At 59.8% G+C, this 15,379-nt stretch carries 13 protein-coding genes and 1 pseudogene; 6 read left to right on the top strand and 8 right to left on the bottom strand.

What is annotated here, in order from left to right; genetic code table 11:
* Window positions 1-62: 62 nt before the first annotated feature.
* Window positions 63-281: pseudogene (locus H8B20_RS15955) on the bottom strand (DUF6124 family protein); the annotation flags it as partial.
* A 594-nt stretch (window positions 282-875) separates the two neighbouring features.
* Here H8B20_RS15955 and selD point away from each other — a divergent pair.
* Together selD and mnmH are read left to right on the top strand one after the other, a co-directional pair.
* Complete coding sequence (gene selD / locus H8B20_RS15950; protein WP_210623815.1) at window positions 876-1,910, top strand: selenide, water dikinase SelD; 1,035 nt, start codon at window positions 876-878, stop codon at window positions 1,908-1,910.
* On the top strand, window positions 1,910-3,013 hold the full coding sequence (gene mnmH, locus H8B20_RS15945) for a tRNA 2-selenouridine(34) synthase MnmH (RefSeq protein WP_210623814.1): 1,104 nt from the start codon (window positions 1,910-1,912) through the stop codon (window positions 3,011-3,013). The genes selD and mnmH overlap by 1 nt, the downstream gene beginning before the upstream one ends.
* Before the next feature lie 362 nt (window positions 3,014-3,375).
* On the opposite strand, the gene H8B20_RS15940 is transcribed toward mnmH, so the two are convergent.
* Window positions 3,376-4,050, bottom strand: a complete 675-nt coding sequence (locus H8B20_RS15940; RefSeq protein WP_042560072.1) for a hypothetical protein — start codon at window positions 4,048-4,050, stop codon at window positions 3,376-3,378.
* Between the two features lie 343 nt (window positions 4,051-4,393).
* Between H8B20_RS15940 and H8B20_RS15935 the strand changes: the two genes are divergently transcribed.
* Both H8B20_RS15935 and hemB read left to right on the top strand, forming a co-directional pair.
* Window positions 4,394-5,092, top strand: a complete 699-nt coding sequence (locus H8B20_RS15935) for a glutathione S-transferase family protein (protein WP_210623813.1) — start codon at window positions 4,394-4,396, stop codon at window positions 5,090-5,092.
* 245 nt (window positions 5,093-5,337) lie between these two features.
* A complete protein-coding gene (gene hemB, locus H8B20_RS15930; protein ID WP_047300672.1) occupies window positions 5,338-6,312 on the top strand; it encodes a porphobilinogen synthase in 975 nt (324 codons plus the stop codon).
* Window positions 6,313-6,442: 130 nt separating this feature from the next.
* Here the strand turns inward: hemB and H8B20_RS15925 are convergent, their stop codons facing one another.
* Complete coding sequence (locus tag H8B20_RS15925) at window positions 6,443-7,978, bottom strand: FAD-dependent oxidoreductase (protein ID WP_210623812.1); 1,536 nt, start codon at window positions 7,976-7,978, stop codon at window positions 6,443-6,445.
* Window positions 7,979-8,317: 339 nt separating this feature from the next.
* On the bottom strand, window positions 8,318-10,522 hold the full coding sequence (locus tag H8B20_RS15920) for a TonB-dependent receptor (protein WP_210623811.1): 2,205 nt from the start codon (window positions 10,520-10,522) through the stop codon (window positions 8,318-8,320).
* Window positions 10,523-10,747: 225 nt separating this feature from the next.
* On the opposite strand from H8B20_RS15920, the gene H8B20_RS15915 reads away from it, so the two are divergent.
* Window positions 10,748-11,839, top strand: coding sequence for a DUF1615 domain-containing protein (locus H8B20_RS15915; protein ID WP_210623810.1), 1,092 nt, complete (start codon window positions 10,748-10,750; stop codon window positions 11,837-11,839).
* 85 nt (window positions 11,840-11,924) lie between these two features.
* On the opposite strand, the gene H8B20_RS15910 is transcribed toward H8B20_RS15915, so the two are convergent.
* From H8B20_RS15910 to H8B20_RS15895, 4 genes are all read right to left on the bottom strand, one after another.
* Window positions 11,925-12,482, bottom strand: coding sequence for a hypothetical protein (locus tag H8B20_RS15910; RefSeq protein ID WP_210623809.1), 558 nt, complete (start codon window positions 12,480-12,482; stop codon window positions 11,925-11,927).
* Window positions 12,483-12,595: 113 nt separating this feature from the next.
* The gene (locus H8B20_RS15905; RefSeq protein ID WP_210623808.1) at window positions 12,596-13,288 is read right to left on the bottom strand and encodes an anti-sigma factor; all 693 of its coding nucleotides are present in this window, start codon (window positions 13,286-13,288) and stop codon (window positions 12,596-12,598) included.
* The gene (locus H8B20_RS15900; RefSeq protein WP_042560064.1) at window positions 13,285-13,812 is read right to left on the bottom strand and encodes a sigma-70 family RNA polymerase sigma factor; all 528 of its coding nucleotides are present in this window, start codon (window positions 13,810-13,812) and stop codon (window positions 13,285-13,287) included. Before H8B20_RS15900 ends, H8B20_RS15905 begins: the two co-directional genes overlap by 4 nt.
* A 155-nt stretch (window positions 13,813-13,967) precedes the next feature.
* Window positions 13,968-14,489, bottom strand: a complete 522-nt coding sequence (locus H8B20_RS15895; RefSeq protein WP_042560063.1) for a DUF3455 domain-containing protein — start codon at window positions 14,487-14,489, stop codon at window positions 13,968-13,970.
* Between the two features lie 235 nt (window positions 14,490-14,724).
* Here H8B20_RS15895 and H8B20_RS15890 point away from each other — a divergent pair, with 235 nt between their 5' ends.
* Complete coding sequence (locus H8B20_RS15890; protein ID WP_210623807.1) at window positions 14,725-15,348, top strand: glutathione S-transferase; 624 nt, start codon at window positions 14,725-14,727, stop codon at window positions 15,346-15,348.
* Window positions 15,349-15,379: the final 31 nt, after the last annotated feature.

The following is a 15,379-nucleotide window of genomic DNA, read 5'->3' as shown; positions in this document are numbered from 1 at the left end:
GCTCCTACATGGGAATTCGCGTTTTCCTGTAGGCGCTGCCGCAGACTGCGATCTTTCGTTCTTTACTGCTGCGGGTCGATATTGTCCAAGGCCCGGTTCACTGCAAGTTCACCGAGCATGACGATCTGCGCGATGCCCAGCACGATGCTGCGGTTAGGGCCATTCAGCACGGCGGCAAACTCGGTCAGCATCACTTTGGCAGAGGCCAATGATTCACAGGTATTGGCGAGGAGAGATTCGGTGTCGATGTCGGGGGCGACCATGAACATGGTGCTGGGGGATCCGGAGTAACTTTGACCATTGTGAAATCACCTTTCAGATCGATGGACTTACCCCATCTGCCGCCAAGCAGAGTGGGTGGCAGGTTGCACAAGGTTGGCGGACCGAGAAAGGTGAATCGGCATCCCCGAAGGAATCCATGTGCAACCTGCCATAAAGTGAGTCCGGCACTCATAAGCGCCTGAAACTTTCATGACAGAACCTGCAACACCTTTCCGGGCCGCCAAGCCCGACCGCTGTATTTCAGCGACCGAGAAACAATAGGGACAGCGCGCAAGGCACACAAGCCGGCCGATTCTGGCGTTGTTGTAGGCAAAGACGCAACCTGCCGTAGCCCAAACATGTAACCAGTGAAATCGGTGTAGGAACTGTCGAACAGTGGCGGATGATTTTTCATCAGGACACTTTCTGCGCTTTGCAGTGACATGCTCATTGACTGCTCAATAGCTTTCGCGAGCAGGCTCGCTCCCACAGTGGGTCTGAGCGATCTGAGGTGGGAGCGAGCTTGCTCATGAAGGCACCCTGACAGTCAGCAGAAAAATTGTCAGCCGCGCTCTGCTAGAATCCGCCCCATTCCCTGCCAGAGACTCTTTCCCATGAGCGAGCCGATTCGCCTCACCCAATACAGTCACGGTGCCGGTTGCGGCTGCAAGATTTCCCCGCAGGTGCTGGAGGTGATTCTGGCCGGCAGTGGCGCGCAGAACCTTGACCCGAAACTGTGGGTCGGCAACGCCTCGCGCGATGACGCGGCGGTGTACGAGATTGATGCCGAGCGCGGTGTGGTGTCGACCACGGACTTCTTCATGCCCATCGTCGATGATCCGTTCGACTTCGGCCGTATCGCCGCGACCAACGCGATCAGCGATATCTATGCGATGGGCGGTGATCCGTTGATGGCGATTGCGATACTCGGCTGGCCGGTGAATGTGCTGGCGCCGGAAGTCGCGCGGGAAGTCATCCGTGGCGGCCGTGCGGTGTGCGACGCCGCAGGCATTCCATTGGCGGGTGGGCATTCGATTGATGCGCCAGAGCCGATCTTTGGCCTTGCGGTTACCGGTCTGGTGGAAAAACGCCACATGAAGCGCAACGACACCGCTACCGCCGGTTGCCTGCTGTACCTGACCAAACCGCTGGGCATCGGCATCCTCACCACGGCCGAAAAGAAAGGCAAGTTGCGTCCTGCCGACGTCGGCGTCGCTCGCGACTGGATGTGCACGCTGAACAAACCCGGCAGCCGCTTTGGCAAACTCGCTGGCGTTACGGCGATGACCGACGTCACCGGTTTCGGCCTGCTCGGGCATCTGGTGGAAATGGCCGACGGCAGCCAGCTCACGGCACGCATCGCCTACGACCGAGTGCCGCGTCTGGACAGCGTCGAGTATTACCTCGAACAGGGCTGTGTCCCCGGCGGTACGTTGCGCAACTTCGACAGTTATTCGAGCAAGGTTGGCCGCGTGCAGGAGCTGCACAAACGTGTGCTCTGCGACCCGCAAACCAGCGGCGGTCTGTTGATCGCGGTAACGGCTGAAGGCAATGACGAGTTCCTCGCCGTCGCCGCCGAACTGGGCTTGAACCTGGCGCCAATTGGCGAACTGGTCGAGCGACAGACGAACGCAGTCGAGGTGATTTGATGCTCCGCGACTGCACCGATTACCGCGATATTTTCCTCAACGATCGGCCGCTGATGGACGCCCGCGCGCCGGTCGAATTTCACAAAGGCGCGTTTCCTGGCGTGATCAATCTGCCGCTGATGAATGACATCGAGCGGCAGAAAATCGGCACCTGCTACAAGCAGCACGGCCAGCAGGCCGCCATCGAGTTGGGCCATCAAATGGTGTCCGGTGCGGTGAAGGCCGAGCGTATTCAGGCCTGGGCGGATTTCGCCCGGGCCCATCCCGATGGTTACCTCTATTGCTTCCGCGGCGGGTTGCGTTCGCAGATCACCCAACAATGGCTGCGTGACGAAGCCGGCATTGACTATCCGCGCGTGGGCGGCGGTTACAAGGCGATGCGCAGCTTCCTTATCGACACCACTGAACAAGCCATCGCGCAGTGTGATTTCGTCTTGCTGGGCGGCATGACCGGCACCGGCAAAACTGAAGTGCTGGTGCAATTGCGTAATGGCCTGGATCTGGAAGGACACGCCAATCACCGCGGCTCCAGTTTCGGTAAACGCGCCACCGCGCAGCCGTCGAACATCGATTTCGAGAACCGCTTGGCCATCGACATCCTCAAGAAGCGTGATGCCGGTATCGCGCAGTTTGTGCTGGAGGACGAGAGCCGGGTGGTCGGCAGTTGCGCCTTGCCGCTGGCGATGTATCAGGGCATGCAGCAGTACCCGATGGTCTGGCTGGAAGACAGTTTCGAGGATCGCGTGGAGCGGATTCTGCGTGATTACGTGGTCGATCTGTCTGCCGAGTTTGCATCGGTGCATGGCGAGGAAGGTTTTGCGCTGTTCGCAGAGCGGCTGCTGGAGAGCCTGAACAACGTGCAGAAACGCCTGGGTGGCGAGCGCCATCGGCGGCTGTTCGATTTGATGGAAGCGGCGCTGTCAGAGCAGGCCCGCAGTTGTGCGGTGGATCTGCATCGCGGCTGGATCGAGGGGTTGCTGCGTGAGTATTACGATCCGATGTATGTGTTTCAGCGCGAGAAGAAGGGCGGGCGTATCGAGTTTGCCGGGGAGCGTGAGGCGGTTATCGAGTATCTGCGCGAGCGGGTGAATCAGAAAGTCTGATGGCGTGTTTGCCGGCCTCATCGCTGGCAAGCCAGCTCCCACAGTGTTGTGGGGGCACCGCAAATATGCGCATCACTCCAAACCTGCGGGAGTCCGGCTCGCCAGCGATGAGGCCATCACTGACAGTAAAAGGCTCAAGTCAGGCAAGTGTCCCAGCCATCATCCAGCCTTCCACAGCCTTCGTTGTGCATTCAAAACCTGTGGGAGCTGGCTTGCCAGCGATGAGGCCATCACTGACAGTAAAAGGCTCAAGTCAGGCAAGTGTCCCAGCCATCATCCAGCCTTCCACAGCCTTCGTTGTGCATTCAAAACCTGTGGGAGCTGGCTCGCCAGCGATGAGGCCCGAATAGACACCCGAAGACTTAAGTCGGGCAGGTGGCCTTGCCGTTATCCAGCCCTTGCTTGTAGCTGTGGCTCTGCAAACTGGCCTTGCCGTTGTGCCACGTCAGGGTCAGCACGTACAGCGAATCGAAGTCGCTGCCCGCCCAGTCCTCGGTGATGGACTGTTTTTCGCCGACGGCATTCCCGGCCACCTTGTTGATCAGTTCCGGCAAATAGCCGTGGGACCACGCGGTGTAGATGGTGGAGTTGTGATACTTGTCCTCCAGCAGTTCGCGCGCCAGATCGCTGGTGTCATTGGCCGAAAATTCGATGTTCACTGGCAGGCCGAGCTTGATGGCGGCGGGGCTGATGGTCATCAGCGGGCGAATATAGCTATAGGAGTTGTCCAGCTCGCCTTCCTCGACATTGCGCGTCGGATTGGCGGCGAACACGTAGTCGGCAGCGCCGAATTTCTCCGGCAGCAACGTCGACAGGTCAATGGCTCGGTTCAAGCCCTGGCAATTGAGCTGGCCGAGGCCACCTTCAGGCTTTTCGGCGTGGCGCAGGAACACCAGGGTCTGGGTGCCGTCCACCGGTTGTGCACGGCTTTCGCTGGACTCAAGCGACAGAAACAACGCGCTGACCGCCAACAGGGAGGGCAGGGCAACGTAGGCGCGATGTTTGAAGCGTTTGGCGAAACTCATCAAATTCGACATGAAATAAAAAGGTCTTCAGCGTGTTCGGTTAAGGCTGACAAACCTTTACACCGCAGGCTCCCAGCACCGGGTGTTTTCCATGTCATAAAGCGCTTCCTCTGCAACAAGGGCATAGCTCAGAGTCCTCTGAGGCCCTTTGGTTCGATTCGCAAGCGTGCGCGGCACTCTAATGGCAAGCACTCACGGCATTGGCAGAGAATAATCACTGAATGTTACGGTTCCTGTAGGCGTTGCCGAAGGCTGCGATCTTTTGATCCTGGTGAAACGCTCAAGATCAAAAGATCGCAGCCTGCGGCAGCTCCTACATTATGATCGGGCTTTAATTTGTGACTGGATGCTTCCCATGACCGATCTGTCCGCGTTCCCGATCACCCAGAAATGGCCGGCGCAGTACCCTGACTGGATTCAGCTCTATTCCTTGCCGACACCCAACGGCGTCAAGGTGTCGATCATGCTTGAAGAGATCGGTCTGCCTTACGAGCCGCACCGCGTGGGTTTCGATACCAATGATCAGTTGTCCCCGGAGTTCCTCTCGCTGAACCCGAACAACAAGATCCCGGCGATTCTTGATCCTCACGGCCCCGAAGATCAGCCGCTGCCGTTATTCGAGTCTGGCGCGATCCTGATTTACCTCGCCGACAAGAGCGGCCAGTTGCTCGCGCAGGAGGGCAACTTGCGCTATGAAACCCTGCAGTGGCTGATGTTCCAGATGGGCGGCATCGGCCCGATGTTTGGCCAGCTCGGTTTTTTCAACAAATTCGCCGGCAAGGATTACGAGGACAAGCGCCCGCGTGATCGTTACGTCGAAGAGAGCAAACGTCTGCTCAAGGTGCTCGACGGTCGGCTGGAAGGTCGCGACTGGATCATGGGCGAGCGTTACACCATTGCCGATATCGCGACATTTCCGTGGGTGCGTAATTTGATCGGGTTTTATGAGGCCGGTGACTTGGTGGGCATCAGCAACTTCCCGAATGTCACCCGGGTGCTGGAGCGTTTTCTGGCACGGCCTGCGGTAATCCGTGGTTTAACGATCCCTTCCTGATTGACACACAACCCTGTGGGAGCTGGCTTGCCAGCGATAGCGGTGGAAATGGCAACATTCATGTCGACCCTGCCGCCGTCATCGCTGGCAAGCCAGCTCCCACAGAGTTTCAGGATGTGCCTGAAAGATTATTACGCACTCAGTAATGCTGTCTTGATTGATCCAGGTTTGTACGCCAACGCCCGCAGGGCATAAGCTTCGCCCCCTACGACTTTCGTCTCATCTTCCGTTTTCAGGAAAGCCCCATGTCCAGTCAGTTCCCCGAAGCACGTCCCCGCCGTCTGCGCCGCAATGCGAGCCTGCGCAGTCTGTTCCAGGAAACCGAGTTCAGCCTGAATGATCTGGTGCTGCCGATTTTCGTCGAGGAAGAGATCGATGACTTCGTGCCGATCAAGAGCATGCCCGGTGTGATGCGTATTCCCGAGCGCAAACTGGCCAGCGAAATCGAGCGCTATGCCCGCGCCGGTATCAAGTCGGTGATGACCTTCGGCGTGTCCCATCATCTGGACAGCAACGGCAGCGACACCTGGCGCGAAGAGGGCCTGGTGTCGCGCATGTCGCGCATCGCCAAGGACGCCGTGCCGGAAATGATCGTGATGTCCGACACCTGCTTCTGCGAATACACCGATCACGGCCACTGCGGCGTGATGCACAACCATGAAGTCGACAACGATCAGACCCTGATCAACCTCGGCAAGCAGGCCGTTGCCGCTGCCCGTGCCGGTGCTGATGTGATTGCGCCGTCGGCGGCGATGGACGGTCAGGTGCGGGCGATTCGCCAGGCACTGGACGCGGCCGGGTTCACCCAGATTCCGATCATGGCCTATTCGACCAAATTCGCCTCGGCGCTGTACGGCCCGTTCCGCGAGGCCGGCGGCAGCGCGTTGAAGGGCGACCGCAAAAGCTATCAGATGAACCCGATGAACCGCCGCGAGGCTCTGCGCGAATCGTTGCTCGACGAGCAGGAAGGCGCCGATGCGCTGATGGTCAAACCAGCCGGTGCGTACCTGGACATCATCCGCGACATCCGCGAGGCCTCGAACCTGCCGCTGGCGGCGTATCAGGTCAGCGGCGAGTACGCGATGATCAAGTTCGGCGCGCAGGCCGGAGCGATTGATGAGGATCGCGTGGTGCGCGAGAGCCTGGGTGCGATCAAGCGTGCGGGGGCGGATCTGATCTTCACGTATTTCGCGATGGATCTGGCGCTGGCCGGGATCTAAGCCACACGGCAAAACACGGTGGGAGCTGGCTTGCCAGCGATAGCGGTGGTTCAGTCGAGGCTGGTTTTGGCTGTGCTGACCACATCGCTGGCAAGCCAGCTCCCACAGGTTTTTGTGGTGTTCGTGCGTCTCAGGAACAGGCGAAAAATGGCCGTATTCCTTGGTCGCGGAAGTAGCGTTCGATCACTTTCGGATCGGCGCTGCTATCGGCAATCGCCACGTAGGTGTCCGGGCGCAACAGGTAAAAACCGTTGCGCGCCAATCCTGCCGTTTCAAACGCCGGTCGCCAGTCGAACACGTGCAGCGGCAAATGATGTTCAAGGCACCAGGCGAGCATTTCGTCGCTGGTGTCGCCATACACATGCACCTGCCAGCATGGCTGGCGCAGCGGTTCGTAATTATCTCCCTCACCGTCATGTGCCCACGGCAAGCGATCGCCACCGTGGACGTGGCCAGCCGTGCCTTGACTCAGCGGCATGCCACGATAGTTGAGAGTGACTTGTGAAACCGTGCGAAAAAGGAATTCGCGACTCGCCTCGAACGACGCCATCCTGGGAATCAGAAACGGTGCCAGCCGCGTGCGCAACAGATCGGCCATGCGCCCCTCGGCCGTGACGAAACTGAACACTTTGTCGGTGGTGGAGACCAGTCGCCGGGCGAAGGCGATGCGTTCAATTTCGTAACTGTCGAGCAGTTTCGCCTCGGCACCGCCACTGAGGACTGCAGCGAGTTTCCACGCCAGATTGATCGCATCGCCGATGCCGGTGTTCATGCCCTGACCGCCCGCCGGGCTGTGCACATGGGCCGCGTCGCCGAGCAGAAACGCCCGCCCGCCGCGAAAATGCTCGGCCACGCGGTGGTGCACGCGGTAGGTGGAAAACCAGTGGACGTCCTCGATGTGCACTTTCAGGTGTTCGATGGCGCGGCTGCTGACATCAGAAAACTCCAGCGTTTCGGCACGCTCCGCACGTTCGTCACGCACGGTGCCGATCAATCGCGCGCGGCCTTTGCCGGCCAGTGGAAACACCGCGAGAAAGTCGGCTTCGTCCAGATCCAGATGCAACTCGCCGTTGAGCGCCGGGCCGCTGGCCTGGACATCCGCCACATAGAAAATCTGCTGATAAGTGCCACCGGGAAAACCGGCGTCGAGGTTTTTGCGCACCACCGACCGCGCCCCGTCTGCACCTGCCAGATAGCAGGCCTGGCAGATTTCCTGTTCGCCATCGGGCAGGCGCAAATGGGCGGTTACGCCGTCGCTGGTTTCCTCGAAATTTTCCAGCGTGGTTTCGCGCTCGACGCGCACGCCATAGTCTTCGAGACGCTCGATCAACAGCTGTTCATGTTGGTCCTGCGGGAATATTTCGACGAACGAGTAGGGCGTCAGGCCTTCGCCGATACGGTTTAGCGGCAACTGTGCGACCGGTTCGCCATTGACCCAGAAGTTTGCCGCCGCCACCTGATGACCGTTGCGCACGATGGTCTCGGCCAGGTCCAGTTGCCGATACAGCTCCAGCGTTCGCGCCTGCACCGCCAGCGCCCGGGAAGTGGTGCCGGGTGCGGCAGTCTTGTCGATGATGCGCACCTTCACGCCGAATTTGCTCAGCCACAGGGCCAGCACCAGCCCGGTGGGGCCGGCGCCGATGATCAGGACGTCGCTGCGGTTCATGGGCCTGCTCTCCGTTTGCTGAGGAGCAAGTATGGATCAGAAGGAGAGGGTGGCCAGTTTGTCGGCCAGACGGAAAAAGGCCCCGCAGCGTTGAAGTTGCGGGGCCTTTTTGGGGTTCGACTGACGTGTAATGGTGTGACGGGAATCCAGCCCCTCACCCCAGCCCTCTCCCAGAGGGAGAGGGGGCCGACCGAGCGGTCTTGAGCGATCCGTCGACCTGAGAAATCGAGTCGATTGTGGATTCAGTACAGCATGTTCACGTCGGTGTATCTCTTCAGCATCCCCCGGTCAGTCCCCTCTCCCTCCGGGAGAGGGTTAGGGTGAGGGGCTTTTCAGGCCTTAGAAATCAATCGTGCCCGACAACTTCGCCACGCGCGGCTCACCTTGCGTCAGATAACCACCCTGCGCCGATTCCCAGTACTTCTTGTTGGCCAGGTTCTCTACACCCAGACGCACCGTCACGTCTTTCTCCGACACCTTGAAGGCATAACGCGCACCCGCGTCAAAGCGGTTCCAGGTCGGCAGGCTGAGGTTGTTGGCCGCGTCGGCGTATTGCCCGCCGGTGCGCAGCATCCGCGCATTCAGCGCTACGCCTTGCAGGCCGGGAACGTCCCAATCAGCGCCGGCGTTGAACTGGAAGGTCGGCACGCCAATGGCACGGTTGCCGTCATTGGCGCCGTTGAGGGTGTTTTTCAGTTCGGTGTCCATCAGGGTCAGGCCGCTGATCAGGCGCAGGCCTTGGATCGGCTCGCCAAACACGTTCATTTCTACGCCTTTGTTGACCTGCTCGCCTTCACGCACGTAGGTGCACGTGGTGGCGCTGTCGATTTCACAGTAGCCGTCGCTCGGCTGCTCGATGCGGTACACACCCAGGCTCGCGCCGTAAGTGCCCATGTCGACTTTCACCCCGGCCTCGGTCTGCTTGGAGCGGGCGGGTGCATAGACTTCGTTGCCGTTGGTCACGCGAAAGCCACCGGAGCTGGTCGGCGAAGTCGGGCCTTGAGCGAGGCCTTCGATGTGGTTGGCGTAGAACGAAACGTGCTCCCACGGCTTGAATACGATGCCGTACACCGGCGTGGTGATCGACTCGTCGTAGCTCGAAGAGCGCGGGCCGCTGCCGTAGCTGGCGTAACCGTAACCTTGCACGACCAATTGCTGACGACGCAGGCCGGCGGTGATCAGCAGTCGATCATCGAAGAAACCGAGGGTGTCGGAGATCGCGAGGCTGCGGTTGAAGGTTTTGCCGACGATGCCCGGGTCATTCAGATCGCCACCGGAAAAGTTGCCGACCGGCGATGGGGTCTGTACCGGGTGATAGATGTTGTTGGCGTATTTGGTCAGGTCAAAATCATAGGCGCTGCGCTGTTCGGCCCAGATGCCGGTCAGGCCGAAATTGAGCTTGTGGCTGACCGGGCCGGTGTTGAATTTACCGTTAAGGCCGGCCATCACACTGGTGTTGTCTTCATCGTGGGGAATGAACGAGCCAGTGGTGAATGATGCACCGTTGTTGCCGACCAGCGTGGTCGAGTTATAGCGCCCGACTTCACGGGTGTGCTTGGCGCCGCCAGCGGCGTAGGCGGTCCAGTTGTCGTTCAGGTCGTACTCGGCGCGGAGCATGCCGAAGGTGTCTTCGATGTCGGTGTAGCCCCATTTCGGCGCGTAGTTGGTGTCGGCTGATGGCGCATCCGGAATGTGCGTGGCGGTGCCGAGGTTGACCGAGTTGCGGCCACCGTTGACGCGCTCTTTCTGATAGGCGAAGTCGCCGGAAATTCGTAGCGCATCGCCGCGATAGTCGAGGCCGATGGCAAACAGTTTCGAACGCTGGTTCTCGTGATCAATGCCGGTATCGCCTTCGCGCTGGGACAGGTTGATCCGTGCGCCAAAGCGGTTGTCTTCACCAAAACGCTGGCCGATGTCGAAGTGATGACCGATGCGGCCTTCGCTGTTGATGTCGGTGGTGTAGCGGCGCAGCGGCACGTCGCCGGCGCGTTTTGGCTGCAGGTTGACGCCGCCGCCGATGCCGGAGCCGGTCGGGGTCACGCCGTTGATAAAAGCGTTGGGGCCTTTGAACACTTCCACGCGCTCCAGGGCGTCGGTGGAAATGATCTGCCGCGGCAACACGCCATACAGGCCGTTATAGGAAATGTCGTCGCCGTTGAGCGGCAGGCCACGGATCATGAACACCTGCGACTGGTTGGAAAACCCCGAAGCCTGACGCACTGACGAATCGTTGAGCAGCACGTCGGCGACGTTTTCGGCTTGCTGATCCTGAATCAGTTGTTCGGTGTAGGACGCGGCGCTGAACGGCACGTCCATCATGTCCTGATTGCCCAACACGCCGAGCTGGCCTCCGCGTGCGACCTGACCACCGGAATAGACCGGGGGCAGGGCGTTTGGTGTGGGCGCTTGAGCGTTGATATTGACGTTATCGAGCACCAGCGCTTTGTTGTCTTCTTCAGCAGCGTGGGCGGTAACGGTCAGGGAGCAGAGCAGGGCAAGAAGCGTCGGACGAAAAGGAACGCGGAGTCGGGCAGGAGCGGACATGTTTCATACCTGGAGGCGCACGGCCGGTGAGAAAGTGGGGCGGCGCGGGAACTCCTTGCGCAAATGCGACTCCAGGCGCGAATGATATATTTTCTCAATAACGTTTTGCAATCAGTTTGTCATCACGCCTTTCTGACTTCCTTCGGCAACTCCCACGGGGGGAAGTGTTCAGATTGGGCTATTGAACGTATGGTGAACCCGCCTCAACGGACTGGATGAAGCAACATGCACACCCCTCGATTACTGATCACCCTCGCGGCAATGCTGGTGCTGGCCGGTTGCGCCAGCCAGCGCAATGGAGAGCCCGCCCCGCGTCCTCCGGCCGAAGTGAAGGCTGAGATCGTGCGCCTGATGCCGGCGAAAATCGCTGACCGCCAGGGCTGGGCGACTGATATTTACGTGGCATTCGCTGCACAGGACATCAGCCCGACCACGCAAAACCTGTGTTCGGTGCTGGCCGTTACCGAGCAGGAATCAACCTTTCAAGCCGATCCGACGGTGCCGGGCCTGGGCAAGATCGCCCGCGACGAAATCGACCGTCGTGCCGGCAAAGTCCACATCCCAAGCTTGCTGGTCAGCGGCGCCTTGCAGGTCCGCTCCTCCAATGGCAAAACCTACAGCGAACGCTTGAAGGCGGCGCGCAGTGAAAAGGAATTGAGTGCCATTTTTGACGAGTTCATCGGCATGGTGCCGATGGGTCGCACGCTGTTTGGAGGCTTCAACCCGGTGCACACCGGCGGGCCGATGCAGGTCAGCATCGAATTTGCCGAGCAGCACGCCAAGGACTATCCGTACCCCGTCGACGGCACGATCCGCCGCGAAGTGTTCAGCCGTCGCGGCGGCATGTATTTCGGCATCGCGCATTTGCTCGGCTACCCCGTGAGCTACCGCGAGCCGCTCTATCGCTTCGCCGACTTCAACGCCGGTTGGTACGCCAGTCGCAATGCGGCGTTTCAGAATGCGGTCAGCCGCGCATCGGGTATCCCGCTGGCGCTGGATGGCGACCTGATCCGCTACGACTCGATCATGCCCGGCGGCACGGAGCTGGCGGTGCGTACCCTTGGCAAGTCATTGGGCATGCGCAATCCGACCATTCGCGATCAACTGGAGAAGGGCAAAACCCTGGAATTCGAAGAGACCAAGCTGTACCGAGAGGTTTTTGCACTGGCCGAAAAGGCCGAAGGCAAATCGCTGCCAAGGGCGGTGCTGCCGGGGATCGTCCTGCAGAGCCCGAAAATCACCCGCAAACTGACCACCGCGTGGTTCGCCAAACGTGTGGACGAGCGCTACAAACGCTGCATGGCCAAGGCCGGATAACTTTCCCGTACATAAAAAACCAGACATAAAAAACCCGGCTGCGGGAGCCGGGTTTCTCTGGGTTGTTGCGATTAACGCCATTCATTCAAGCGTTACGAAGTTCGTTCAGACGATCCGCACCACCTTCAGCGACACGGTTGCCATTCAGGCGATCTGAACCATCAGCGGCGATGGTGTTGCCTTTGACACGATCAGCACCGTCAGCGGCGATGGTGTTGCCTTTGACACGATCAGCACCGTCAGCGGCAATGGTGTTGCCTTTGACACGATCAGCACCGTCAGCGGCGATGGTGTTGCCTTTGACACGATCAGCACCGTCAGCGGCGATGGTGTTGCCTTTGACAGGATCAGCACCGTCAGCGGCGATGGTGTTGCCTTTGACACGATCAGCACCGTCAGCGGCGATGGTGTTGCCTTTGACGCGATCGGCGCCGTCAGCGGCGATGGTGTTGCCTTTGACACGATCAGCACCGTCAGCGGCGATGGTGTTGCCTTTGACGCGATCCGAACCGTCAGCGGCGATGGTGCTCTGGTGCACACGATCTGCGCCATCGGCAGCGATCATCGTGTGAGCCGGGGTAGCGGCAAAAGCGTTAACTGCGAAAACCGAGAAAGCGATGCTGAGAAGAGTTTGGCGTTTCATGATGGTGTGCTCCGGGGTGTTATTGGGTTGGTATGGAGCAGATGTTACGCCGGAGATTTTTTAAGAGAACTTCATTGCCGTGATGGTGATCATCGACGGCAATGATGATTGATTCAGAGGACTTTGACTGCCCGGCCAATCGCCTGGATCGGCCCGGTCGGCTTGCCGATTGGCGAACCGTTCGCCCCTTCAAGCGTCAACTCGAACAGCTGATTCGCTTCCAGCGGCGGCAACTTGTCCAGAGGCACCGAGAGCGCCTGCCCCGGTTTGACCAACCCCAGCGATACAGGGCCTTGCCAGCCGTCAGCCTTGGTCCAGAACTCCAGCGCCTTGTCCGCGGGCACTTCCATCACACCCAAGGGAATCAGCTGGATTTCCCGCGAATTGCTCGCCTGGATCACCCAGCCCGGAGCCTTGTCCTGCGGCGCGACCAGCACCACCAGATAACTCGGTTTCGGTGTGGTCTGGGTCAGCAGCATCGCGCCCAACAACAATGTGGCGGCCAGGCCGGCAGCGCTCAAACCGCGCCACAGCGGCAGCAGGTTCCACCATGAGGTTGAAGGTGTTGGCTGCGTGAGTCGATCAATGCTGCGATTGATCCGCGGCCACAGCAGCGCTGACGGTTGTTGCGGCGAGGCGAAATCCGTCAGTTCCAGCAAGCGCCGTTCCCAGGCATCCACCGCCGCACGCAGATCAGGCTCATGTGGCAGGCGTTTCTGCACCTCGATTCGCTGTTCGGCAGAGAGCGTGCCGAGCACGTATTCTCCTGCCAGTTCATCGCGTTCCTGCGCCGATTCAGTGGTCATCCCATGCACTCCCGCAAGGCGTTGAGGCTGCGTTTGATCCAGGCCTTGACCGTGCCGAGCGGCGTGCCGAGGCGCGTGGAAATTTGCGCGTGGGTATAGCCGTCGACGTAGGCGTGGAGGATGCAGCGCCGACGCTGTGGGTCGAGTTGTTCCAGGCAGCGATGGATGCGCGCCGAATGATCCTGCGCGTTAAAAGTCTCGTCGAGCACTTCGTGGTCTTCGTCGAACGGCGTTTCCCGACGGTGATCACGCAGTTGATTCAACGCCAGATGCCGCGTCACGCTGTACATCCAGCCACGCGCCGAACCCCGTGAAGCGTCAAACCCCGCCGCACCGTTCCAGATCTTGATAAATGCGTCATGGACAATGTCCTCCGCCAGCGCCGTGTCGCGCACCAGCCGTTTGGCCACACCGAGCAGGCGCGGGCCTTCCTGCACGTACAAATCGCGCAGGGCAGAACGCTCGCCGCGGGCACAGGCAGCGAGACGGGCTTCATAATCGAATTCGGTTTCAGGCAAGGTCATGTGGTGCAATCTAGCTGACATTTAACTTCTGCACACAGAACCTTGTGGGAGCGGGCTTGCCCGCGATGGCGTCGTGTCAGCCAGTTTCTACTTCACTGATCCACCGCTATCGCGGGCACGCCCGCTTCCACAGGTTTTGTGTCAGGCCTGTAACGTCAGTTCGCTGCCCAGAAAATGTAATCCGCCTGATACTTCACCACTTCCTGCTTGCCCTTGTTATCCGCCGTGCAGGCACTGCCTGGCGCCACGCCACCCTTGAGCGCGACGCGCTGGATGTAGCTGACACCCGTCATTGCGCCTTTGCCTTCAGCAGGGTTGGCCTTGACCAGTTGATAGGGCAGGTTGCCCGGAGTCGACGGCGCCACGGCCAATTGCGTACCGGTGACTTTCGAACCGTCCTTGGCCTGCCAGGTGGCTGGCGGACCGAAATAGGTGCCGACCTGCTTGCCGCTGCGATCATTGAGCACCGCTTTCGGGCCGACGAAGGTCCACTCGGTCTGCCCGGCAGCGTTGGGCTTGTCGCGGCATTCGTAAGTGATCTCGCCCACCCCGGTGGTTTCCAACGCGATCTTGTGGCCTTCCGGAACTTTGATGGCGTCCGGATAGTTGCTTTGGGCGAAGGTCGTCGAGGTGACGGCGAGCAAACCGGTGAAGCAGATCAGCTGTGTGGTGTTCATTAGTGTCTTTCTCCGAAAAGGGTAAACCGCTGACAGCCGAGGAGGGCTGTTACAGGGACTACCCGTGACGGAGGGGTTTGGATGCAGTGACTGAAAAATATTTTTTAATCACCGCCAGCGCTTTCTTGCGAGGTTTGATTTGCAGGTACGAGCGCATGGGAAAATCGGGCCAAATCGCATACAACAGCTATAAATAGTGCTACATCAGAGGCCTGTCGGGGATTGAGGAGGGGATATGTATCAGCTCTACGGACATCGCAACTCAGGCGCAGCCGCCATCGAAGCGGCGCTGGAGTTGTGCCAGATCGCTTATCGCTTCATTGATATCGAAGCCAGTACCGAAGCCGCCGAGGATCTGGCGAAGCTCAATCCCCTGAAGCAGATCCCGACCCTGCAATTGCCCGATGGCAGCGTGCTCACCGAGAGCGCGGCGATTCTGATTCATTTGGGCCTGACATTTCCCAAATCGGGTTTGCTGCCGGCCAAGGCGGACGAACGCGATCAGGCCATTTGCGGTCTGGTCTACATCGTCAGCAATTGCTACGCGGCGATCGGCGTCGTCGACTACCCCGAGCGCTGGCTGGTGATGCCGGATGAAGCGTCGCGGCAGAACCTGATCGCCGGCGCTCGTCAGCGATTGCACTGGAGTTGGGAAGTGTTTGCCGACCAGTTTTCCGCCGAACTGTACCTGGACGACGAGACACCGGGTGCGCTGGATGTGCTGGCGGCGGTGGTGACGCGCTGGGCGGGCAGCCGCGAGCATCTGCGTCAGACCCGGCCGGGATTTTATGCGTGGTTGCAGCGCATTGATCGACATCCGGTGCTGGCACCGGTGTTTGCACGGCATTGGCCCGTGTGAACACACGGTAAATCCAGTAGTAGGAGTGAGC

This window comes from Pseudomonas sp. P42 (genome assembly GCF_017973755.1).
Lineage (GTDB): Bacteria > Pseudomonadota > Gammaproteobacteria > Pseudomonadales > Pseudomonadaceae > Aquipseudomonas > Aquipseudomonas iridis.
The sequence above is the reverse complement of the archived record's forward strand: the minus strand, read 5'-3'. Positions and strand labels throughout refer to the sequence as shown.